Origin of the sequence: Thermoanaerobacter siderophilus SR4 (genome assembly GCF_000262445.1) — a bacterium.
Classification (GTDB): domain Bacteria; phylum Bacillota; class Thermoanaerobacteria; order Thermoanaerobacterales; family Thermoanaerobacteraceae; genus Thermoanaerobacter; species Thermoanaerobacter ethanolicus.
In genome coordinates, this window is record NZ_CM001486.1 from 1,288,940 (window position 1) to 1,309,301 (window position 20,362).

The 20,362-nt window shown below is 34.5% G+C and carries 21 protein-coding genes, 2 tRNA genes, 1 other RNA gene, 2 pseudogenes and 1 riboswitch; of the genes and pseudogenes, 25 read left to right on the plus strand and 1 reads right to left on the minus strand.

All coding sequences use genetic code 11. From position 1 onward, the window contains the following. The first annotated feature begins 8 nt into the window (after positions 1–8). The 7 genes and pseudogenes from THESIDRAFT1_RS06235 to THESIDRAFT1_RS06265 all read left to right on the plus strand — a co-directional run bounded on the left by THESIDRAFT1_RS06235 (position 9) and on the right by THESIDRAFT1_RS06265 (position 6,584). Positions 9–1,883: an NADH-quinone oxidoreductase subunit M gene (locus THESIDRAFT1_RS06235; protein ID WP_003869958.1), complete on the plus strand. Its 1,875-nt coding sequence runs from the start codon at positions 9–11 to the stop codon at positions 1,881–1,883. Next, entirely contained in the window at positions 1,880–2,764 is an 885-nt protein-coding gene (locus tag THESIDRAFT1_RS06240; RefSeq protein ID WP_003869957.1) for a respiratory chain complex I subunit 1 family protein, read from the plus strand. Before THESIDRAFT1_RS06235 ends, THESIDRAFT1_RS06240 begins: the two co-directional genes overlap by 4 nt. Positions 2,765–2,787: 23 nt before the next feature. Further along, positions 2,788–3,384 (plus strand): NuoB/complex I 20 kDa subunit family protein, encoded by a 597-nt coding sequence (locus tag THESIDRAFT1_RS06245; protein WP_006569861.1) that lies wholly within the window; start codon positions 2,788–2,790, stop codon positions 3,382–3,384. Continuing rightward, positions 3,374–3,850 carry an NADH-quinone oxidoreductase subunit C gene (locus tag THESIDRAFT1_RS06250; protein ID WP_006569862.1) on the plus strand — a complete coding sequence of 159 codons (477 nt, stop codon included), beginning with the start codon at positions 3,374–3,376 and terminating at the stop codon, positions 3,848–3,850. The genes THESIDRAFT1_RS06245 and THESIDRAFT1_RS06250 overlap by 11 nt, the downstream gene beginning before the upstream one ends. Before the next feature lie 3 nt (positions 3,851–3,853). Then, positions 3,854–5,002, plus strand: coding sequence for an NADH-quinone oxidoreductase subunit D (locus THESIDRAFT1_RS06255; protein ID WP_006569863.1), 1,149 nt, complete (start codon positions 3,854–3,856; stop codon positions 5,000–5,002). 15 nt (positions 5,003–5,017) lie between these two features. Further along, a complete protein-coding gene (locus THESIDRAFT1_RS06260; protein WP_006569864.1) occupies positions 5,018–5,506 on the plus strand; it encodes a 4Fe-4S binding protein in 489 nt (162 codons plus the stop codon). A 56-nt stretch (positions 5,507–5,562) separates the two neighbouring features. Continuing rightward, positions 5,563–6,584, plus strand: a pseudogene (locus THESIDRAFT1_RS06265) (DUF1646 family protein). A 435-nt stretch (positions 6,585–7,019) separates the two neighbouring features. On the opposite strand, the gene THESIDRAFT1_RS14575 reads toward THESIDRAFT1_RS06265, so the two are convergent. Continuing rightward, positions 7,020–7,148, minus strand: a complete 129-nt coding sequence (locus tag THESIDRAFT1_RS14575) for a hypothetical protein (RefSeq protein ID WP_279624988.1) — start codon at positions 7,146–7,148, stop codon at positions 7,020–7,022. A 267-nt stretch (positions 7,149–7,415) separates the two neighbouring features. Here THESIDRAFT1_RS14575 and THESIDRAFT1_RS06270 point away from each other — a divergent pair, with 267 nt between their 5' ends. The 18 genes and pseudogenes from THESIDRAFT1_RS06270 to THESIDRAFT1_RS06350 all read left to right on the plus strand — a co-directional run bounded on the left by THESIDRAFT1_RS06270 (position 7,416) and on the right by THESIDRAFT1_RS06350 (position 20,318). Then, complete coding sequence (locus THESIDRAFT1_RS06270; RefSeq protein WP_006569865.1) at positions 7,416–7,784, plus strand: hypothetical protein; 369 nt, start codon at positions 7,416–7,418, stop codon at positions 7,782–7,784. Positions 7,785–7,818: 34 nt separating this feature from the next. Then, the gene (locus tag THESIDRAFT1_RS06275) at positions 7,819–9,456 is read left to right on the plus strand and encodes a carbon starvation CstA family protein (RefSeq protein ID WP_006569866.1); all 1,638 of its coding nucleotides are present in this window, start codon (positions 7,819–7,821) and stop codon (positions 9,454–9,456) included. A gap of 1 nt (position 9,457) precedes the next feature. Next, positions 9,458–9,805, plus strand: coding sequence for a hypothetical protein (locus THESIDRAFT1_RS06280; RefSeq protein WP_006569867.1), 348 nt, complete (start codon positions 9,458–9,460; stop codon positions 9,803–9,805). 552 nt (positions 9,806–10,357) lie between these two features. Then, positions 10,358–11,380: a DUF1646 domain-containing protein gene (locus tag THESIDRAFT1_RS06285; RefSeq protein WP_003869952.1), complete on the plus strand. Its 1,023-nt coding sequence runs from the start codon at positions 10,358–10,360 to the stop codon at positions 11,378–11,380. Positions 11,381–11,501: 121 nt separating this feature from the next. After that, the gene (gene tadA / locus THESIDRAFT1_RS06290; RefSeq protein WP_003869951.1) at positions 11,502–11,948 is read left to right on the plus strand and encodes a tRNA adenosine(34) deaminase TadA; all 447 of its coding nucleotides are present in this window, start codon (positions 11,502–11,504) and stop codon (positions 11,946–11,948) included. Positions 11,949–11,952: 4 nt separating this feature from the next. Beyond that, a tRNA-Ser gene (locus tag THESIDRAFT1_RS06295) sits at positions 11,953–12,043 on the plus strand. A 55-nt stretch (positions 12,044–12,098) separates the two neighbouring features. Continuing rightward, positions 12,099–12,192: transfer RNA gene (locus THESIDRAFT1_RS06300), tRNA-Ser, on the plus strand. 19 nt (positions 12,193–12,211) lie between these two features. After that, positions 12,212–12,478, plus strand: an RNA gene (gene ffs / locus THESIDRAFT1_RS12965) — signal recognition particle sRNA large type. Positions 12,479–12,611: 133 nt separating this feature from the next. Then, the gene (locus THESIDRAFT1_RS06305) at positions 12,612–14,513 is read left to right on the plus strand and encodes an HD domain-containing phosphohydrolase (protein WP_006569869.1); all 1,902 of its coding nucleotides are present in this window, start codon (positions 12,612–12,614) and stop codon (positions 14,511–14,513) included. Positions 14,514–14,574: 61 nt separating this feature from the next. Next, positions 14,575–16,130, plus strand: a pseudogene (dnaX, locus tag THESIDRAFT1_RS06310) (DNA polymerase III subunit gamma/tau). 66 nt (positions 16,131–16,196) lie between these two features. Then, positions 16,197–16,532: a YbaB/EbfC family nucleoid-associated protein gene (locus tag THESIDRAFT1_RS06315; RefSeq protein WP_004399453.1), complete on the plus strand. Its 336-nt coding sequence runs from the start codon at positions 16,197–16,199 to the stop codon at positions 16,530–16,532. 9 nt (positions 16,533–16,541) lie between these two features. Further along, positions 16,542–17,141, plus strand: coding sequence for a recombination mediator RecR (gene recR / locus THESIDRAFT1_RS06320; RefSeq protein ID WP_003869947.1), 600 nt, complete (start codon positions 16,542–16,544; stop codon positions 17,139–17,141). A 48-nt stretch (positions 17,142–17,189) separates the two neighbouring features. After that, positions 17,190–17,249, plus strand: a riboswitch (Fluoride riboswitch). A 61-nt stretch (positions 17,250–17,310) separates the two neighbouring features. Next, positions 17,311–17,718 carry a fluoride efflux transporter CrcB gene (crcB, locus tag THESIDRAFT1_RS06325; RefSeq protein WP_006569871.1) on the plus strand — a complete coding sequence of 136 codons (408 nt, stop codon included), beginning with the start codon at positions 17,311–17,313 and terminating at the stop codon, positions 17,716–17,718. Further along, on the plus strand, positions 17,715–18,098 hold the full coding sequence (crcB, locus tag THESIDRAFT1_RS06330; protein ID WP_003869945.1) for a fluoride efflux transporter CrcB: 384 nt from the start codon (positions 17,715–17,717) through the stop codon (positions 18,096–18,098). The genes crcB (THESIDRAFT1_RS06325) and crcB (THESIDRAFT1_RS06330) overlap by 4 nt, the downstream gene beginning before the upstream one ends. A 54-nt stretch (positions 18,099–18,152) precedes the next feature. Continuing rightward, complete coding sequence (locus THESIDRAFT1_RS06335) at positions 18,153–19,325, plus strand: HD-GYP domain-containing protein (RefSeq protein ID WP_006569872.1); 1,173 nt, start codon at positions 18,153–18,155, stop codon at positions 19,323–19,325. Positions 19,326–19,374: 49 nt separating this feature from the next. Continuing rightward, positions 19,375–19,647 carry a DUF2508 family protein gene (locus THESIDRAFT1_RS06340; protein WP_006569873.1) on the plus strand — a complete coding sequence of 91 codons (273 nt, stop codon included), beginning with the start codon at positions 19,375–19,377 and terminating at the stop codon, positions 19,645–19,647. A 53-nt stretch (positions 19,648–19,700) separates the two neighbouring features. After that, positions 19,701–19,973, plus strand: coding sequence for a pro-sigmaK processing inhibitor BofA family protein (locus tag THESIDRAFT1_RS06345; protein ID WP_003869941.1), 273 nt, complete (start codon positions 19,701–19,703; stop codon positions 19,971–19,973). Between the two features lie 81 nt (positions 19,974–20,054). Next, positions 20,055–20,318: a DUF1657 domain-containing protein gene (locus tag THESIDRAFT1_RS06350; RefSeq protein ID WP_003869940.1), complete on the plus strand. Its 264-nt coding sequence runs from the start codon at positions 20,055–20,057 to the stop codon at positions 20,316–20,318. The last annotated feature ends 44 nt before the right edge of the window (positions 20,319–20,362 follow it).

The window sequence follows — 20,362 nt, forward strand, 5'->3', positions numbered from 1 at the left end:
GTGAGACTATGGTAGAAATTTTACTGGTTCCTCTTATAACAGCAGTTATATCGGCTATTTTTATAAAAAACAAGCGGCTCGTATGGTTTCTTTTTCTGATTTCTAATGGCTATATATTATATAAACTTTACTCATTGTATGGAAAGTGGGATTTAACTTATATATTAAACACTGATTACCAAATATTTGGTGCAAAACTAAGTTTAGGACTTTCAAATAATCCTTTAGGATGGTATTTTGCCTTTTTCTCGGCTGTTGTTACCTTAGTAATTGCTATATTTTCTATAGGATTTAATACAAACTCTAAAGGAAATGTAGCTCCTATATGGATGCTAATTATATTTGCTAATCTTGGAATATTCTATGCAGCAGATTGGATAACATTTTTTATGATGTGGGAACTAATGGGATGGACATCTTTTTTCGCAATAACCAATGGAAATACTAAAGCATTAGATGGTGCAAAATATTACTTGGCTCTTTCTCTTCTTGGTGGGTCTTCCATGTTAATTGCAATATTACTGCTTGGTGCATATACTAAAACTTTTATTATTATTACTTCTGCTTATAGATTGATCCAGCTGTTTAATTTGGCAGAAGGTGTTTTTACAACAATATTACTTTTGTTTATTATGGCATTCTTCATAAAATCGGCAATATTTCCATTTTACATGTGGCCTTCAAAAGTATATGCTGTAGGTCCTGAAGATTACATTGCGTTTATGTCTTCAGTAATGATAAAATATGGCATTTATCCTATGGCAATATTCATAGTTCCTGTAATTGGGAATTTACAACTTCCTAAGATATTTAATGCAGGTAATTGGATGCAATATTTTATTGGTTATCTTGGAGCGCTTAGTGCTGTTGTAGGGACTTTACTTGCTATGTTTCAGACTGATATGAAAAAATTATTTGCGTATTCCTCTGTGGCAAACATGGGATATATACTTTTAGGTTTCGCATCTATGAGTATAGTAGGTTTTGAAGGTTCGCTTTTCCATGTTGTTAATCATATTGTTTTAAAAGCTGCGATATTTTTATCTCTTGCTGCTGTAGTGTATAGGACGGGTGAGAGTGAGATGCACAAATTAGGTGGACTTGTATATAAAATGCCTATTACTTTTTTGACATTTCTTTTTGGAATAATAGCAGCAGCAGGAATACCACCGCTTAATGGCTTTGGCTCAAAGTGGATGATAATACAAGCGCTTATGGAGAAGAAGATGGTTGTTCTTGTAATATCCATGGTATTTGCATCAACCGGAGCGTTTATGTATTTATTTAGGGCACTTGTTTCTATATTTTTAGGACAACTTCCCGAAAGATATAAGGATGTAAAAGAGGTACCATATACAATGTCAATACCCATGATTATAATGATGGGCTTGATGCTTCTAATTGGTGTGGTACCAGGGGTTGTGATGAAACCATTAACTATTGCACTGGATGCATTAGGGTATAAAGTTGATATCGCTACTTGGACTACTCTTAGTTCGTCTTTTAAAAATGCGACGATAGATTTAAAAATAGTATTTTACATGTTTGCTATGGGTATTGTAGTTGCAGCTTTGATGTATTTGTTTGGAAACAAATCCGAAACTGTACCACAGCATGATAATTACACAGCAGGAGAGAACCCAATAGAATGGGGAGTTGATGCAGACAAGTTTAACTATTCTTATTCATTTTACCAACCATTTAAGGAGATGTTTGACCCGCTTTTTGAAAGAATTTCAATAGATAGATTTTTTTCAAGTATAGGTAAAAATTTTGAATATATAAGCCCAACCATTCAAGGGTTGTATAAAAGAGGAGAAGGAGCAGTGTTGCTTTTTAGCATTGGTGTTCTCTTATTGATATTAGGAGGTTGGATTTTATGATAGCAGCTATAAGAGTTTTTGGTTACAGTTTGTTTGCAATATTTATTGGACTTTTATTTATGGGAATAGGAAGGAAGATTATTGCAAGAATTCAGTTGAGATTAGGCCCACCATTTTATCAGGCATTTTTAGATGTAGGAAAACTCTTTGCCAGAAAGTCCATAACACACAATTTTGTGATGGACCTTGGTATGATAATGTCGCTTGCGGGACTACTGTCAACTATGCTATTTGTTCCAGTAGCTGGACATATGGCTATAAAGAGTAGTTCTAATCTAATTCTAATAATTTACCTTATGGCCATTGGACATCTTGGAATGGCGATGGCAGCTTCTGCTAGTGGAAATCCCAATGCAACAATTGGTGTATCTCGTGCACTTACAATGATGCTGGGATATGAAATTCCGTTTTTTACAGTAATGTTAGGATTAATAATTTTTAATGGGACTTCTTCTCTTGAGCTTATTGCGCAAAGTCAGGCAGGTGGATTATTGAATTGGAATATGGTTAAATTTCCGCTTGGATTTTTAGCAGCTGAAATTGCATTACAAGCGATAATGGGAGAAAAACCATTTGATGCAATGGTAGCACCTGCTGAGATAGCTTCAGGACCTATGGTGGAGCTTGGTGGTAAGTACCTGGGACTTGCATTTTTGACACATGCAGTTTCAATTTTTGTTGAAACGGGGATAATGGTAAATTTATTTATGGGCGGTGCTTCAAATGTATTTACTTTTGTATTAAAACAATTTGAAATATATTTAATTACTGTACTTATTGAGGCCGTATTCCCGAGATTTAGAATAGAGCAGGCAGTTAAATTTCTCTGGACTGTTCCCATGAGCATTGCAGTTGTCCAGCTTGCGATAATATTATTGTAAGATAATAGAAGGGGGCAATTTGAATGGAAGATTTAAAGGCTAATGATAAAAGAAGCTATATTGATAATTTGATAGATTTTTTCAGAAAAAGATCTATATGGATACTTCATTACTGTACAGGTTGCGGAGCAGTGGAACTACCGCCTTCAATGACATCCAGGTGGGATATTGAAAGATTTGGCATAGTGCCAATGGCGACACCAAGACAGGCAGATGTCCTTTTAGTAACAGGATATGTTTCACTAAAGACATTAAAGAGGATTATAAAGATTTATGAACAAATGCCAGAACCCAAATGGGTTTTAGCATTTGGTTCGTGTACAGTAAATGGAGGAATTTACTGGGATTCTTATAACACCATAACAAATCTTGCGGAATATATTCCTGTTGATATTACTGTATCGGGCTGTATGCCTAGGCCAGAAGCAGTGATAGATGCATTGCAAACGCTAATGGAGATGATACAGTCTGGCGAGGGAGGAGCGTACAAAAAATACAAAGAAAACTATGAATACTATAAAAAGAACCAGGATAGAGTTTTAAGGAAGGAAGCTCCAATATTAGGAAGCAGCGAAACAGAATCAATTTATCAAGAAAAGGAGGGGAATTATGAAACTTGATAAAGAAAGCATAATAGAACTTTTAAATCAAAAAGGAGTAGAGGTTTTAGACCTTTATCCAAATCAAATAAGTGTAAATATTAAAAAAGATAACCTCTTAAACCATTTGGTATTTTTAAGGTCAATAGGTTTTGATCATCTATCATTTATAAACGCAGTTGATTTTATAGATGAAGGTGAATTTGAACTTGTTTATCATGTTTGGTCTTACACTCATAAAATTCATATTTTAAATAAAGTAAGAATAAGTAGGACAAATCCTGTTATACCAACGATAGTAAATCTTTGGGAACAAGCACAGTTTTATGAGCAAGAAATACACGAGTTTTTTGGGATAACTTTTGAGGGAAACAAAGATTTATCTCCACTGTTCTTGGAAAATTGGGTAGATATACCGCCGCTTAGAAAAGATTTTGATACAAAAGAGTTTTCTGCAAGATTGTTTGGTGCCGAGATAAGGAGGTGATATATGATGGATGCACCATCATATATGTTGAGCAAAATAGCTGAAAAAGACAATTTAACTGTATACGAGCTTTTTTTTGGTCCTAATCATCCAGGAATGCATGGTAATTTTGGTTATGTACTTGAAATGATAGGGACGGAAATAGTTAAAGTCAGACCCAATGCAGGACATTTGCATAGAGGATTTGAAAAATTAATGGAACAGAAGCTGTGGGTTCAAAATATAGCACTTGTTCCTAGAATATGTGTTGCTGATCCAGACCCCAATGAAGTAGCCTATTGTACAGCCATTGAAAAGATACTAAGGGTTGACATCCCAGATAGAGCAAAATTTTTAAGAACAATCACTCTTGAAATGAGCAGGCTGTCTTCTTTCTTAATGGGAATGGGTGCCCTTGCTGCATCTGTAGGTCTATATACGGCTATGAACATTATGACAGCAGATAGGGATTTAATACTTGATTTATTCGAATGGTTAACAGGAGCAAGAGTATACCACATGTTTAGCATACCAGGAGGCGTTAGAAATGATTTGCCTGATGGTTTTGTAGAAAGACTATATAAAGTATTGGACCATTTAGAAAAAAGGCTGATTGAATATGATAAATTACTGTTTGAAAATCCTATAATCCACAAAAGATTAAAAGGATTAGGTTATGTATCTAAAGATGATGCAGTAAAATATGGGCTTACTGGGCCGAATCTTAGAGCATCAGGTAACCCCTATGATGTAAGAGTTGATGATCCATATGCAGCTTACCCATACCTTGACGTTAGGGTAATAACACAAGAAGGTGGAGATGCATTAACTAGGGCCGTTCAAATAAGATTGGAGTTTGAAGAAACGATTAAACTTATAAGGCAGGCACTTAAGACCATGCCAGAAGGAGAGATTAGACTAAATCTTGGAAATCTCTCGACACTTAAAGTGCCAAAAGGAGAAGCATATGCAAAAGTTGAATCGTCAAAGGGAGAGTTTGGATATTATGTAGTGTCAGACGGCGGAATGAAGCCATACAGAGTTGCAGTTAGAGGCCCTTCTCTTCCTGCAGGATTACTGCTTGCGCAAAAACATCTTCCCAAAATGAAAATAGATGATGTGGCTGCGTGGATGGCATCACTTGCAATTTGTCCGCCTGATATTGACAAATAGGAGGGAAGTAACGATATGGCGCTGGGAGATAAGAGTGTATATTCCCCACTTACTAACCTTAAAAATTTATTTAAAAAACCTATGACAGTAAAGTATCCTAAAGAAATTTTGAAAGTGTTTCCAAAAGATGGCGTATCGCCTATTTATAGAGGGCTTCATACCAATGATTTAACCAAATGTATTGGATGTGGAATGTGCCAGAGAATATGTCCTTTCGATGCTATAGAAATGAAAGTTGTTAGCGAAAATGAGCAAGGTAGAGCTATTAAAAAACCAGTTGTTGATTATGGAAGGTGTAGTTTTTGTGGATTTTGCGTAGATGTTTGTCCAACTAATTCATTAAAAATGTCAAGACATTATATATACAAAGTAAAAACAGTAAAATCGATGAGTGCAAAGGAAGAGGTAGAGCATATAAAGCAAAAATTTAAGCTTATGCCGGATGAATCTTTGGGAGATGATATAGGGTATAATACTGGGAAAACCAAGAAAATATTAGGATAAAAATTACTCATTGTGATTATATTGATAAACATATGCAAAAGTAGGAGGTATAATATATGGTAACAGCATTAGTTGTAATTTTAGTACTTATTCTGTTATTGCCATTTGTGGTAAAACAAGTAGAACACAATTTGGAATTATTTTTTATTTACAATGGGAATTATATCTGTAATTGTGTCAAAACAATTTAGTGCAGAATTGTTTTTCCATATTTTCAAAATCCACTCATTTACTATATTACTTTGGCAGTTTTGATTGCAGGGTTAATTTTTACATTATTAAAAGAAAAATTGAAAATAGGTGTTGAAAAAGTTGCAGATAAAATATCTTTGAGGCTTTTTGCATTCATTATAATCGTGGTACTTGGGCTCATGTCAAGCATTATTACAGCAATAATTGCCTCTTTGGTTTTGGTTGAAGTCGTAAACTACTTGCCTCTTACTAGAAAAAACAAATAAATTTGATTGTCATTGCTTGTTTCTCCATAGGCCTTGGTGCTGTTTTAACGCCTGTAGGAGAGCCACTGGCTACTATTGTTGTATCCAAGTTACATGCCGACTTCTTTTATCTTGCACGATTAATAGGTATTGATATAATAATTGCAATTTTAGCTCTTGGATTAATAGGAACATTTTTTGCAAAAAGAGAAAGTGGGATAGGTGAGCCTACAGAAGATGTTGAGGCAGATGAGAATATAAAAGAAGTATTCATTAGAGCTTTTAAAGTATTCGTCTTTATTTTTGCATTAGAGCTACTGGGAACAGGTTTTAAGCCTGTAATTGATTTATATATTGTTAAAATGAAAAGTGAGATTTTATACTGGGTAAATACAATTTCTGCAATTGTTGATAATGCTACGCTAGCAGCAGCAGAAATTTCTCCATCAATGACGCCGGAACAGATAAGAGCTATTTTAATGGGAATGCTTATTAGTGGAGGGATGTTAATTCCAGGTAATATTCCAAACATTATTTCAGCGGGTAAATTAAAAATAAAAAGTACAGAATGGGCACGAATTGCTGTTCCTCTAGGTGCAATACTTTTGATAGTGTATTATATTGTATTGTTTGTGGTCTAAATAAGTCAAGGAGACATAGTATAAAATTTAGTATTAAAATAATATAGCTGGAATTTTGTTTAAATTTTTCCGGTATCCTCGCAGACTAAACTAACGCTAGACCTCGGATTCCGGTGGGGTTCCTCCCCCTTTAAGCCTTGCCTTAAGCCAGCATCTGGCATTCTTACTTTCGGCCTGCCTTCTTCTTCGGTCTCGCTAAGTTTCCCGGCACTCAAGCGAACATGTTATCAGAAAGCAAAGCAAGGGAATAGTAAATTTACTTGAGTGCCGGGCGGTCAAGTACTGCCCTTTGTGCAAAATGTCAGCCATTTATAGAGTTATACCCACACATTTTACCTAGATAGTGTCAAAATACTGTAGGATATTTTTTAAAGACAACCCCTGAAATCTCATTAAATCAAGGTTTCCATCCATTATGTTTTTTATATCACACTTTCATATTTTATTGCTTTTAAAATTCTGTATATTGGTGTTACTTAATAACTTCCTAAAAATTTCTGTCACTTCATGAGTGAGATTTATTGCATTTTGTAGTATAATATCCTCAAAACTAATTTTTTTCACAAGAGACACCCCTTTCTGCGATATTTTGTTTTCAAATTCTATTTTATCACGGGGGTTACCTTTTGTTTTTTATCACTTAAAAATCCTACGATAATTTTACACTATAATTTACCTGTGAAATCTTGACAGGGACATATATATGATGTATAATGCTAATTAAAAGGATTTTGAAGTGCATAGGAGAATTTTCTAAGATAACTCATGTATACGTTAACACTACTATAATAAAACTATATCAAGCAAGAAAGGAAGCGAGAGGAAGGAAAAATGCAATACAAACTGGCTTTAGATGAAAGCAAATTGAGAGAGTTTTATTATGAACCCCATGAGTTTAGGGGACACCGCTTATACAGAAGAGTTTTTATTATGGAAAAGAGTGGAATACTAGGGAAAATTGCCGATTACAAGTTATTGGATTTCATTGTAGTAGATTTAACACCGGAGGAACTTTTGCCACTAATTAAGCCTATTCCCGACGTAATGGTGGAGAGATTCTTGTTACCTGGTCAAGGGAAAATAATCAAGAAGTCCTTTTGGTTTGGATTAAGGGGATGGGCATACATTGGTTTTTTGGAGGGCAAGGAAAAGTTATTTGACGATATGAGGAGTGAGGTTAAACAAGCACTAAAGCCCTAAGGGCTTTAGAAATATATAGTGAGGAGGGTTTGAATTGATTTTAACGTTATTTGTAGTGGCGGTATTATTGTTTGTCTTAGCTTATTGGTTGTATGGGAGATGGCAAGAAAAGCTGTATAACTTGGATAACAACAACAAAACTCCCGCTTACGAATTGTACGATGGCATCGATTACGTACCAACCCATCCAATGATTCTTTTAGGGCACCATTTTTCCAGTATTGCAGGTGCAGGTCCCATAGTTGGACCTATTACAGCTGCTTCCATGTTTGGTTGGCTTCCTGCTTATTTATGGATTGTGATTGGTTCTATCTTTTTTGGCGGTGTTCATGACATGGGTGCTATTGTAGGTTCCATACGGCACAAAGGCCTTAGCGTGGGAGAACTGGTAAACCGCTACATAGGTAAACGGGCCAAAGTATTATTCAATGCATTTGCTTGGTTTGCATTAGTGCTGGTGGTGGCAGCTTTTTTAGAACTGGCAGTTACTTCTTTTGCTGGGGACCCTGCTGTTGCTTTCAGTGCAGTTCTGTATATTGTATTAGCTGTTATTTTCGGCTTGTTGGTGTATAAGTACAATTTATCCTTGGGCTGGGTTACTCTTATTATGCTCCCATTTGTGATAGGCGCAATTTTCTGGGGCAACTATTCACCTTTGGTGCAATCTGTGTTCAAGCTGGATGTTAATACATGGCGGTGGATATTAATTGTCTATATTTCGGTTGCTTCTGTGCTTCCCGTTTGGCTATTACTCCAACCCAGAGATTATCTTTCTTCCTGGTTTTTGTATTTGAGTGTGTTTATCGGCACGATAGGCATCTTGTTTGGCGGTAGCAAGTATCCTGTAAACTTAGATGCTTTTAAAGGTTGGTATGCAGGTGGCAGTAACTACCTATGGCCTATCCTGTTTATTACCATTGCATGTGGCGCCATTAGTGGATTTCACTCTTTGGTGGGCAGTGGAACAACGGCAAAACAGCTAAAAAATGAAAAAGATGCCAAGTTTATTGGTTATGGAGGCATGTTATTAGAAGGGGTAGTTGCTGTTATAGCTTTGATTACGATAATAATGGCTGGTAAAATTTTGTCTCCTGCTGAAGGTTTACCAGCTAATCCACAGTACACTTACGGCGTCGGTTTTGCTAAGTTTTGGAGCTTATTTGGTTTGCCAGAAAAAGTTGGTATATCTTTTGGCATGTTTACTATCAATACGTTTATTCTTACTACACTGGATACTGCGACGCGTTTGGGCAGGTATCAGCTTCAAGAGTTAACCTCAGGTAAACTTGATAAGTATACTGCAACACTCATTACGGTTTTGGCAGCTTTGGTATTAGTATTTATGAAAAGTGGTGAAACTCCAGTTTGGCAGCTCATTTGGCCGGTATTTGGTTCCGCTAACCAATTAACAGCAGGTCTAGCATTATTAGGCATAACAGCCTACATAATGAAGGGATTGAAAAAACCGGCCTGGTTTACTGGTTTGCCCATGGTGTTTATGATTGTGACAACTTTGGCAGCATTGATACTGCTAATCAAGGCTAATCTTAGCGGTCCTACACTTCCATTGGGAATTGTTTCTATAATACTTATTGTGTTGGCTGTTTGGCTGGTTGTGGAAGCTTACCTAGCGTTAATTAAGAAAAAACAGAGGAGGAGAAGGTATAAGTAGTATGAATGATATTAAAAAAAGAGGCGCTAAACGGCGCCTCTTGGTCTTTGCTGAATTTTTTAACAATACTACAGGATGTGTAAACGTGGATCTGAGAGAAATAAAAGACTTTAGCGTCCACCCATCGGCGGATGACCCTGTAAATTTATCAGTAGTATTGAAACATCTTTATGAAAAACATCCCGAAATCGAGGTTGAAGTTGTGGATTCGAGGAATTTTTTCTTTTTTCTTTATCTGCTCAAATACAATATAAAAGGTGGTAAAACTGCCTGGATAATGGAAGGTAAAAAAGTTTTTGAAGGTATACCTACCATTGAACAACTTGAACAAATTTTGCAGGCGCATTAAAATATTATTTCAAGGGATTCTTCAAATTAATGAAAGAATTTCTACAAAAATGTTGACAGATGATAGTGCAAAATTTAAGTAGGTGGTCTAAGAAGGAAAAAGGCACTTAAATATCGAAAAAAGACCTCACTGCCAAAAACAATAAAAACAAAAATCAAAAGAAAAGTGAGGTTTGGGTGCAGTCCTGCTTTTGACGTCAATTCCCACAACAATATTATTGTTTATCATAAAAAATCACCTCATTTAATGCTTTTAGAAAGACTTCATAAGTTCCTCCCTACATTACTTGAGTATACAGCCTTGCATATGAAGCGAGGATACCCTAGGGGGCCTCAACTAACCCAATTGTATATACTCAAGGGATGGGCGACGTGCTATTTTGATGGAATAAGCTAGTAGAAGGCTTCCCAGGAGGCATTTATGTCGATGCCACTATCCTATGAGTATTATACAACAAAAACTCTTTGCAACACCCCTGGGGCACCTCAAAAGTTAATGTTCGTGTTTATATACTCTTTTGTATCTAAATATATCTTACAAGGAGGTATATATATGGTAACAGCATTAGTTGTAATTTTAGTACTTATTCTGTTATTGCCATTTGTGGTAAAACAAGTAGAACACAATTTGGAATATTTTTTATTTACAATGGGAATTATATCTGTAATTGTGTCAAAACAATTTAGTGCAGAATTGTTTTTCCATATTTTCAAAAATCCACTCATTTACTATATTACTTTGGCAGTTTTGATTGCAGGGTTAATTTTTACATTGTTAAAAGAAAAATTGAAAATAGGTGTTGAAAAAGTTGCAGATAAAATATCTTTGAGGCTTTTCGCATTCATTATAATCGTGGTACTTGGGCTCATGTCAAGCATTATTACAGCAATAATTGCCTCTTTGGTTTTGGTTGAAGTCGTAAACTACTTGCCTCTTACTAGAAAAAACAAAATAAATTTGATTGTCATTGCTTGTTTCTCCATAGGCCTTGGTGCTGTTTTAACGCCTGTAGGAGAGCCACTGGCTACTATTGTTGTATCCAAGTTACATGCCGACTTCTTTTATCTTGCACGATTAATAGGTATTGATATAATAATTGCAATTTTAGCTCTTGGATTAATAGGAACATTTTTTGCAAAAAGAGAAAGTGGGATAGGTGAGCCTACAGAAGATGTTGAGGCAGATGAGAATATAAAAGAAGTATTCATTAGAGCTTTTAAAGTATTCGTCTTTATTTTTGCATTAGAGCTACTTGGAACAGGTTTTAAGCCTATAATTGATTTATATATTGTTAAAATGAAAAGTGAGCTTTTATACTGGGTAAATACAATTTCCGCAATTGTTGATAATGCTACGCTAGCAGCAGCAGAAATTTCTCCATCAATGACGCCGGAACAGATAAGAGCTATTTTAATGGGAATGCTTATTAGTGGAGGGATGTTAATTCCAGGTAATATTCCAAACATCATTTCAGCGGGAAAATTAAAAATAAAAAGTACAGAATGGGCACGAACTGCTGTTCCTCTAGGTGCAATACTTTTGATAGTGTATTATATTGTATTGTTTGTGATCTAAATAAATTCAAGTAGGAGTATACTTGACACTTAAATAATTCTCTGATAAAATACCTTTATGCAGAGTACAAATAAAAAGCCACAGGTTTATTTTGTGGGCATGCATATTTACGGTGGATTGTATGATTAATAGATTCATGGAAGCTGCTATTTTAGAGGCGAAGAAAAGTTACCAACTTGGAGAAGTACCTGTTGGAGCTGTTATTGTAAAAGATGGACAAATAATTGGGAAAGGATTCAATCAAAAAGAATCATCAAATGATGCAACAACTCATGCGGAAATATTAGCGATAAAAGAAGCTTGTAAAACCCTTGGCAGTTGGAGACTTGATGACTGTAGCATGTATGTGACTTTAGAGCCTTGCCCTATGTGCGCTGGAGCTATTTTAGAATCCCGCATAAAGAGGGTATATATAGGAGCGGAAAGTGAAAGAACAGGTGCTGCAGGTACAGTAGTTGATATTTTAAATAACAGCTATTTAGGAAGTAAAACAGAAGTGTATTTTGGAATAATGGAAGAGGAATGCAAAACTCTTTTAAAAGATTTCTTTGAAAATTTAAGGGGATAAGTGCGGAGAGATGGCTGAGTGGTCGAAAGCGCTCGCCTCGAAAGCGAGTGGGCGAATTTTTCGCCTCGTGAGTTCGAATCTCACTCTCTCCGCCATGAAAATTGAATAAAAAGGTGGAGTAATTACATGGGTTGAAGTCCAGTAAAACGTGGAGAGATGACCGAGTGGACGAAGGTGCACGACTGGAAATCGTGTGTACCCTTTAAAAGGGGTACCGAGGGTTCGAATCCCTCTCTCTCCGCCATGAAAAAGGTAATTCTTGGCCGTACTAGATGGGGAGGTAGCGGTGCCCTGTAACCTGCAACCCGCTATAGCAGGGTCGAATTCCCAGGCTGAGGCCTGACCATTGTAAGGTCTGGCATAAGTAAGTGGCGTTGATACTTGAGTCCTGCGCAACGGAAATTTGCGAACCCCGTCAGGTCCGGAAGGAAGCAGCGGTAAGCAAACACTTCCGTGTGCCGCAGGGGAGCTTGAGTGGAGCTAACTGCTTATGTAACGCTTATGGTGGCAGGTCGAAGCTGGGTGTACGGCCTTTTATTTTTGTTCTTTTACTGGAAAATATTTCTTATTATTTTTTATAACTCTTACTTAAAATGTGAAGGCTTTTAGCCGAAATAAATATAGGGAACTTATTCTTACAAAAGAAAAGAGATGGAGGATAGTATGTTTAAAAGATATTATTATAATACACGGATATTTTTTACTTTATTTGGAATTTCTGTAATTGTTTACTCGTTGTCATTAGCTCATTTTTTGTCAGGGTTTGAAAATAGAGTTTTTATAGGGGGAATAATTTTATTAATTTCGCTGGGGTTATCGAGTTTTTTATCTAAAAAATTGTCTGAACCTATTAAAAAATTAAACGAAGCTGTTAAAAGGATTTCTCGCGGGGATTTTGATTATCAGTTAAATATTACTGATTCAAAAGAGTTTAGGGAACTTTCAGAGAATTTTAATTCCATGGCTAGAGACTTATCTCAAAGTTATAAAAAATTAAAAGAACAGACGGAAAGTTTAATACAACAAAATGAAGAATTACAGGAGTTTAACGCGGAATTAGAAGCTTCCTACGAGCAGTTAGAGACTTTGACTCATGAATTAGAAATTTCTGAAAGAAAGTATCGATTGTTAGTAGAAAATATTCGGGATATTTTGTGGGTGACTGATAAAAATTTTATTATTGAATTTGTCAATTCACGAGTTATAAGGTATTTAAATTATACTCCTCACGAATTGATAGGAAAAAGCATTTTTGAAATTGTAGATGAAGACAGCAGAGAAATCTTGAAAAACATGATGGAAGGTAAAATTAATTTTTCAGAAATCAATTTTAAAAACAAAGAAGGCTTATTGGTTATAACAGAAACCCATGTTAAAAGGCTAAAAATTGATGAAAAAGTGGTAGGCATTCAAGGCATTTCTCGAGATATTACAGAAATGTATTATGTAAAAAAACAGATAGCTGAAAAGAATAATGAAATATTGGCTATTAGTGATGTAGGAAGGCTACTTACATCGGGAAGTGACATAAAAGAGGTATTGAATAACATAGTAGAAAAAGTTGCTGAATTGTTAAATTCACCTTTGTGCACTATAAGAGAATATAATCCGTATTTTCATAAGTTTGTTTTACTTGTAAAAGGGGGAGAATTAAAAGATTATCCTGTCTATGAAGAAATTAAATTATCAGAAGAGGACATAAATGAATTAGTAAATCAAAAAGAAATAAAAATAAAAGATGTAGAAGAGTTTTCTCATAGTGAAAAAATAACACCTATTTTTGCAGCTAAAGATGTTTATTCAGTTGTGATAGTGCCTTTAATTTTTAGAAATGAAACTAAGGGAATTTTAACAGTTTGGACTGCAGCAAATACGGTCAAAAATATGAGTTTATTGAGATCTATTGCCAGCGCAGTGTCTGTGGCAATTGAAAATTCCAAACTGTATGACGAGATTAAAAAAGTCTATATAAAGACTATAGAAGCTTTAGCTTATGCAATGGAAGCAAAGGATTTATATACGAAAGGACATTCTATGAGAGTATCTCAATATGCTGTTTTAATAGGGGAATATATGGGCTTTTCAAGGGAAAAAATAGAACAATTAAGGATTGCAGGGATATTACATGATATAGGAAAGATAGGTATATCTGATACTATTCTTCTAAAGAAAGGCAAACTCTCGGAAGAAGAGTATAACGTTATAAAAAGTCATCCAGAGATATCAAGAAAAATTTTAATGCCTATAGATCTGCCGAAAGAAATATTAGAAGCTATTTCCAAACACCATGAACGATATGATGGGAAAGGTTATCCTTATGGTTTAAAAGGCGAAGAAATCCCTATAGAAGCAGCAATTCTTGGTGTGGCTGATGCCTTTGATGCAATGACTTCTGATAGAGCTTATAGAAAAGGAATGACTATTGAAGAAGCAGTAAATGAAATTTTAAGACATAAAGGTACTCAATTTCATCCTGAAATAGTAGATGTATTTATCTCAATTTACATGAATGCGAGGCAAAAGCTAGAGGAAGTAAAAAATCAGATATTTGAAAGTGTTTCTTAAAATTTTAGATGTAGAAATATATCTTTTTTTTGTTACAATTGAAAATAACGAGGTGTTAAACATGTATCAGTCTTTGTATAGAAAGTATAGGCCAAGAAGTTTTAAAGAAGTGGTGGGGCAAGAACATATTGTAAGAACTTTAAAAAACCAAATAAAGTTAAAAAAGATAGGACATGCTTATCTCTTTACAGGTACAAGAGGAACAGGAAAAACCAGTGTAGCTAAGATTTTTGCAAAAGCAGTTAATTGTTTAAATAATAAAGATGGAGAGCCTTGTAATTCTTGTGAGATTTGTCAAGCTATAAATAACAACACTACGATGGATGTTTTAGAGATTGATGCTGCGTCTAATAACAGTGTAAATGATGTAAGAGAATTGAGAGAATCTGTAATTTACTCTCCATCCCTAGCTAAGTACAAAGTATATATAATTGATGAGGTGCATATGCTTTCTACAGGGGCTTTTAATGCTCTTTTAAAGACATTGGAAGAGCCACCTCCTCATGTGATTTTTATTCTTGCGACTACAGAGCCGGACAAATTGCCAGATACTATTTTATCCCGCTGTCAAAGGTTTGACTTTAAAAAAATACCTACTCGATTAATAGCGCAAAATCTTGAAAAAATTTGCATTGACAGCAACATAAAAATTGAAGAGAAGGGTCTTAAAACTATCGCACTTTATGGCAATGGTTCTATGAGAGATGCTATTAGTCTTTTAGAACAATGTGCTTCTTATAAAGAAGGCCTTATAACCTATGAAGATGTATGCGAAATGTTAGGTGTAGCTAATGATGAAATGTTATTTTCTCTTTTAGATTACATGAATGCTAAAGATGTAGCAGCTTCATTGAAACAATTAGATAAAATTTTGTCTTATGGAATAGACGTGGGGAATTTTTTAAAGTCCTTAACTTATATTTTGAGAGATATGGTGCTTTACAAAACAGGAGGAGAGGAATTAAAAGAAATTTTATACAGCGATGTAGAAACTGTAAAAGAAAGAGTGCAAAACTTTGGTACAGCTTTTTTGACTAACGCTTTAGAAAAATTTACAAATCTACAAAAAGAAGTTAGATATGCTATATCTCCGTTAACCCTTTTAGAAGTGACTATTTTGAGGTTGATAAAGCCGGAAATTTCTTACGATATGATGAGTTTGTTAGCAAGAGTAGAACAAATAGAAGACAAATTAGAAAAAGGACAATTTTTTTTGAGGGAAGAAAAAGAAGAGAAAAATAAAAAAATAAATTCGCCAGAAGAAGGAAAAGAAGAAAACGTGGCATCGCAAATAGTACAGCAAGAGGATATAGATCTAGAAAAGGTGTGGGCTGAAGTAAAAGAAATGATAAAAAAAGAAAGAATAGCTTTGTATGCCTTTATAGAAAAAGGGATTCCTTATTTAAAAAAGGAACAATTGTGGTAGAATATCCTGAAGAGTATGCTTTATTAAAGGAGGAATTGAGCAAAGCGGAAAACAAAAGTTTTATTGAAGGAATATTAAAAGAACTAGTTGGGAAGGCAATTCCTTTGAAGTTTGAATTAAGAAAAAATGAAGAGGAATTACTTGTACAGCAAGTTAAGGAGTTTTTTGGTGAAGATATAGAGATAATATAATTTTCACAAATAATTCAAAAAAGCATATAAATATTTTTAGAATAAAATTTAGGAGGTTATAGTGTTATGGCAAAAGGCGGATTTCCGGGCGGGTTTAATATAAATAACATGATTAAACAAGCCCAACAGATGCAAGAAGAAATAAAGAAAATGCAAGAAGAGCTAATGCAAAAGACTGTAGAAGCTACTGCCGGTGGTGGGATGGTAAAAGCAGTTGCTAATGGCAGAAAAGAACTTGTAAGTATTGAAATAAATCCTGATGTTGTAGATAAAGATGATGTAGAAACGTTAGAAGACCTTGTATTAGCTGCGGTTAATCAAGCGTTAAGGAATGCAGAAGAAATGATTGCTTCTGAAATGGCAAAGATAACCGGAGGACTAAACATTCCTGGACTGTTTTGAGGTGAAAAAATGAACTATTATTCTACTTCTATAGCGAAGCTTATAGAAGAACTGTCAAAGTTGCCCGGTATAGGTCCTAAAACAGCACAAAGGCTTGCTTTTTTCATAATAAATATGCCTTTGGAAGAGGTAAAAAGCTTGTCTCAAGCGATTATTGATGCAAAAGAAAAGATAAAGTATTGTAGAATTTGTTATAACATAACTGACACAGAGGTTTGTAACATATGTAGTGATAAAGAAAGAGATCATTCTCTTATATGTGTTGTTTCTCATCCTATGGATGTTGTTGCAATGGAGAAAATACGAGAGTATAAAGGAGTGTATCATGTACTTCATGGTGTTATTTCTCCTATAGAGGGCGTTGGCCCTGAAGATATAAAAATTAAAGAACTTTTAGACAGAGTAAAAAATGGAAATGTAAAAGAAGTCATACTTGCTACAAATCCTGACATAGAAGGAGAAGCGACAGCAATGTACATTGCTAAGCTATTAAAACCGTTAGGAATAAAAGTCACAAGGATTGCTCATGGGGTGCCGGTAGGTGGTGACTTGGAATACACCGATGTTGTAACTCTTTCAAGGGCTCTTGAAGGTAGAAGAGAATTGTAAAAGGTATTGCATTTTCATTTGTACTTTATTATAATAAATTTGTGGTAAATAACAGAAGGCGATGGAGCTCGCCATAAATGCGGAAACGCTGATGGCTCCTATTAGGATGATATAAGGCCTAATAGGAGCTTTTTATTGCCCAAAAATGTAAACAGAAAGGGAGATTTTCATGGAATACATCTATATAGGGATTGGCGGGTTTTTTGGAGCCGTACTAAGATATTTAATAACAATTTACTTTACAAAGATGTATCACACTGCATTTCCCTTTGAAACTTTTGTAATAAATATTTTAGGTTCGTTTTTGTTAAGTTTTATTGCTAATTTTACTATGGATGAGTACAAGGTAAATACTAATTTGAGATTGGCGATAACAACGGGATTTATTGGGGCTTTTACAACATTTTCTACTTTTAGTATGGAAACAATAAATTTATTAAAAGCAGGGAAAGATTATATTGCTCTAAGTTATATAATTTTATCAATATTTGGTGGCCTTTTGATGTCTTATTTAGGATTTGAATTTGCTGACAAAACTTTTGACTTACTATTAAAGGAGCGGGAGGAAGAAGAGTGACAAGTATACTATATGTAGGAATTGGAGGAATTTTGGGAGCAATATTGAGATATGAAATATCGCGGCATATAAAGGAAAACCGAGAGATAGTTATTCCTATCGAAACTTTTATTATAAATGTATTAGGTGCGTTTTTATTAAACTTTTTATCAAGTCCTAAAATAAATGTAAATTTAAGCTATGATGTTAAACTTTTTCTGACAACGGGATTTCTAGGTGCTTTTACAACATACTCAACTTTTTCCCATGAGACAGTAGACTTAATCAAGAATAAAAAATATTTTCATGCATTTATATATATGTCCTTAACAATTATATTTGGACTAATAGGAGGAGTATTGGGATATTATCTCGGAAATTATATGGGAAAATTGATTTGATTGGTGTATAATATATGTCAGTAGAAAATAAATATCAGTTAGGAGGAATAAAATGTGAATTTAAATTATAATAATCTGCTGTCTGCTTTATCTTTGGCCCTTGACGTGCAAGAGTATAAGAACATGGGACATGCAAGAAGGGTGGCTTATATTTCTCTAAGGATTTCTGAGATGCTGAATTTGGATGAAAAAGAAACAAAAAAAGTGTATTATTCTGCTTTGTTACATGATATAGGACAAGGAGATATATACGAAGATTTTAACAAAGACGAATGGTGGAAACACAGTGAAAGAGGAAGTGAAATTGTAAAGAAGTTGCCTTTTGGAGAAAATTTTTCGGATATTATAAGATATCATCATGAAAATTACGATGGAAGCGGACATTTTAAACTAAATGGCGATTCTATTCCTTTAGGAGCTCAGATTGTTTTTATATCTGATCAATTTGATATACGGTACACCTCATCGGTTGGGAAAGAAAGTGAGTATAATATTCGGAATAATATCAAAGAAGGTATAAAAAGTGGTACTGGCAAGATGTTTAATCCCGTGGTTGCAAATGCATTACTTGACCTTACAAGACAAGAAAAATTTTGGCTTGATTATAAATTTTTTGATATAAAAAGTATATTAAAAAGGATTGAACCTAAAGACACGGTTTCAATAGGAATTAATGAATTAGAGGATATAGCAGAGGTTTTTGCACAGATTATCGATAATAGAAGCCGATTTACATATAACCATTCAAGAGGTATTTCAAACTTGGCATATAATATGGCCAAAGTGATAGGCTATGATGAAGAAGTGACCAGGAAAATAAAAATTGCGGGATTGCTTCATGACCTTGGAAAGCTAGCCATACCTAATTCTATTCTTGACAAACCGGACAAGCTTACTGAAGAGGAGTTTATGGTTATAAAATCTCATACCTATTATACTAAAGAAATACTCAAAGAAATAGGAGGAATAGATGATATAGCAGAATGGGCCGCAAATCATCACGAGAAATTAGATGGAAGCGGGTATCCTGAGGGATTAAAAGGTGACGAAATTGGAGAGATTGATAGACATGTGGCGGTTTGTGACATGTATCAAGCATTGACAGAAGACAGGCCTTATAGAAAGGGACTTGAACCGAAGCAGGCGATAGACATTATTGCAAAATCGGTGAAAGATAATAAAGTAAGCGGAGAGTCTTTAGAAATTTTAAAAGAAGTGGTACTTTGATGTATACTCAACCGTATTTTAGGAAATAATACGGTTGAGGAGGTATATTATGGGAATGCTTTTCGATTATTTAAAAGAGATTGCGGTAACAAAAAATATATATGACTACAATAGTGAGAACTATCAATTGGTAAATGAAGTGAGACAAACGATAAAAGAATTGAAAGATGCAGAAATTTATTTTCAAAGTGTCACAGACCCTGACTTAGTAGATTATGCTATATATCGGTTAGAGAGTTTAAAGAGAAAGTACATATATTTATTGAAAAAAGCAAAAGAAGAGGGAATAAATTTTGATAATTTTTCGTCCCTCCTATCATAATTTGTCCTCCCCCTAAGTATAAATATAACAGTAGACTCTTAGGGGGTTTTTGTATGAATATAAGCATTGAATACAATATAATCATTGCTTACTTAATTGGCTTGTTTTTACTTTATCTTTTAGGATGGTTATTAGTAGTTCCAAGAAAAATTTTGCTAAGAATTATAATAAATGGAATTATTGGCGGCTTAATTTTGTTTATTATCAATTTGATAGGAAAATCTCTTGGATTATATATTGCTATAAATCCTGTGACTGCTCTTGTTGTAGGCTTTTTGGGTATTCCAGGAATTATCCTTTTGATAATTTTGCAGCATATTGTTTGAAATCACTACAAAAATAAACAGTTTAAATAAGCCTCCTTTTTGGAATAATAATTGTGTAAAAAAGATAAAAGGAGGATTATTATGACTGTTAAGAGTGATATGGAAAAAGCTATTGCAGCCGCACAATCGGCTCTTGGAACCTATGCGCAATTTGCAAGCTCTACAGATGACCCTGCTGCAAAACAAATGTTTCAACAGATGCAACAAGATATGCAAAGACATGTCACTATGCTTACTAATAGGTTAAATTATATAAATGCCCATAACAAACTAAATCAACAGTCTCAAGCTACACAGCAAGCGACACAACAAAATCAACAAAATGTTCTCACAAATAAAAAGTGAAAAGATAATTTATAGGAGGCCTTGTGCCTCCGCTCTATTTTAAT

What these genes read in the sequence shown, in the direction of transcription:
- THESIDRAFT1_RS06235 (WP_003869958.1), top strand. Translation starts at nt 9, where the DNA reads ATGGTAGAAATTTTACTGGTTCCTCTTATAACAGCAGTTATATCGGCT.
- THESIDRAFT1_RS06240 (WP_003869957.1), top strand. Translation starts at nt 1,880, where the DNA reads ATGATAGCAGCTATAAGAGTTTTTGGTTACAGTTTGTTTGCAATATTT.
- THESIDRAFT1_RS06245 (WP_006569861.1), top strand. Translation starts at nt 2,788, where the DNA reads ATGGAAGATTTAAAGGCTAATGATAAAAGAAGCTATATTGATAATTTG.
- THESIDRAFT1_RS06250 (WP_006569862.1), top strand. Translation starts at nt 3,374, where the DNA reads ATGAAACTTGATAAAGAAAGCATAATAGAACTTTTAAATCAAAAAGGA.
- THESIDRAFT1_RS06255 (WP_006569863.1), top strand. Translation starts at nt 3,854, where the DNA reads ATGATGGATGCACCATCATATATGTTGAGCAAAATAGCTGAAAAAGAC.
- THESIDRAFT1_RS06260 (WP_006569864.1), top strand. Translation starts at nt 5,018, where the DNA reads ATGGCGCTGGGAGATAAGAGTGTATATTCCCCACTTACTAACCTTAAA.
- THESIDRAFT1_RS06270 (WP_006569865.1), top strand. Translation starts at nt 7,416, where the DNA reads ATGCAATACAAACTGGCTTTAGATGAAAGCAAATTGAGAGAGTTTTAT.
- THESIDRAFT1_RS06280 (WP_006569867.1), top strand. Translation starts at nt 9,458, where the DNA reads ATGAATGATATTAAAAAAAGAGGCGCTAAACGGCGCCTCTTGGTCTTT.
- THESIDRAFT1_RS06285 (WP_003869952.1), top strand. Translation starts at nt 10,358, where the DNA reads ATGGTAACAGCATTAGTTGTAATTTTAGTACTTATTCTGTTATTGCCA.
- tadA (WP_003869951.1), top strand. Translation starts at nt 11,502, where the DNA reads ATGATTAATAGATTCATGGAAGCTGCTATTTTAGAGGCGAAGAAAAGT.
- THESIDRAFT1_RS06305 (WP_006569869.1), top strand. Translation starts at nt 12,612, where the DNA reads ATGTTTAAAAGATATTATTATAATACACGGATATTTTTTACTTTATTT.
- THESIDRAFT1_RS06315 (WP_004399453.1), top strand. Translation starts at nt 16,197, where the DNA reads ATGGCAAAAGGCGGATTTCCGGGCGGGTTTAATATAAATAACATGATT.
- recR (WP_003869947.1), top strand. Translation starts at nt 16,542, where the DNA reads ATGAACTATTATTCTACTTCTATAGCGAAGCTTATAGAAGAACTGTCA.
- crcB (WP_006569871.1), top strand. Translation starts at nt 17,311, where the DNA reads ATGGAATACATCTATATAGGGATTGGCGGGTTTTTTGGAGCCGTACTA.
- THESIDRAFT1_RS06340 (WP_006569873.1), top strand. Translation starts at nt 19,375, where the DNA reads ATGGGAATGCTTTTCGATTATTTAAAAGAGATTGCGGTAACAAAAAAT.
- THESIDRAFT1_RS06345 (WP_003869941.1), top strand. Translation starts at nt 19,701, where the DNA reads ATGAATATAAGCATTGAATACAATATAATCATTGCTTACTTAATTGGC.
- THESIDRAFT1_RS06350 (WP_003869940.1), top strand. Translation starts at nt 20,055, where the DNA reads ATGACTGTTAAGAGTGATATGGAAAAAGCTATTGCAGCCGCACAATCG.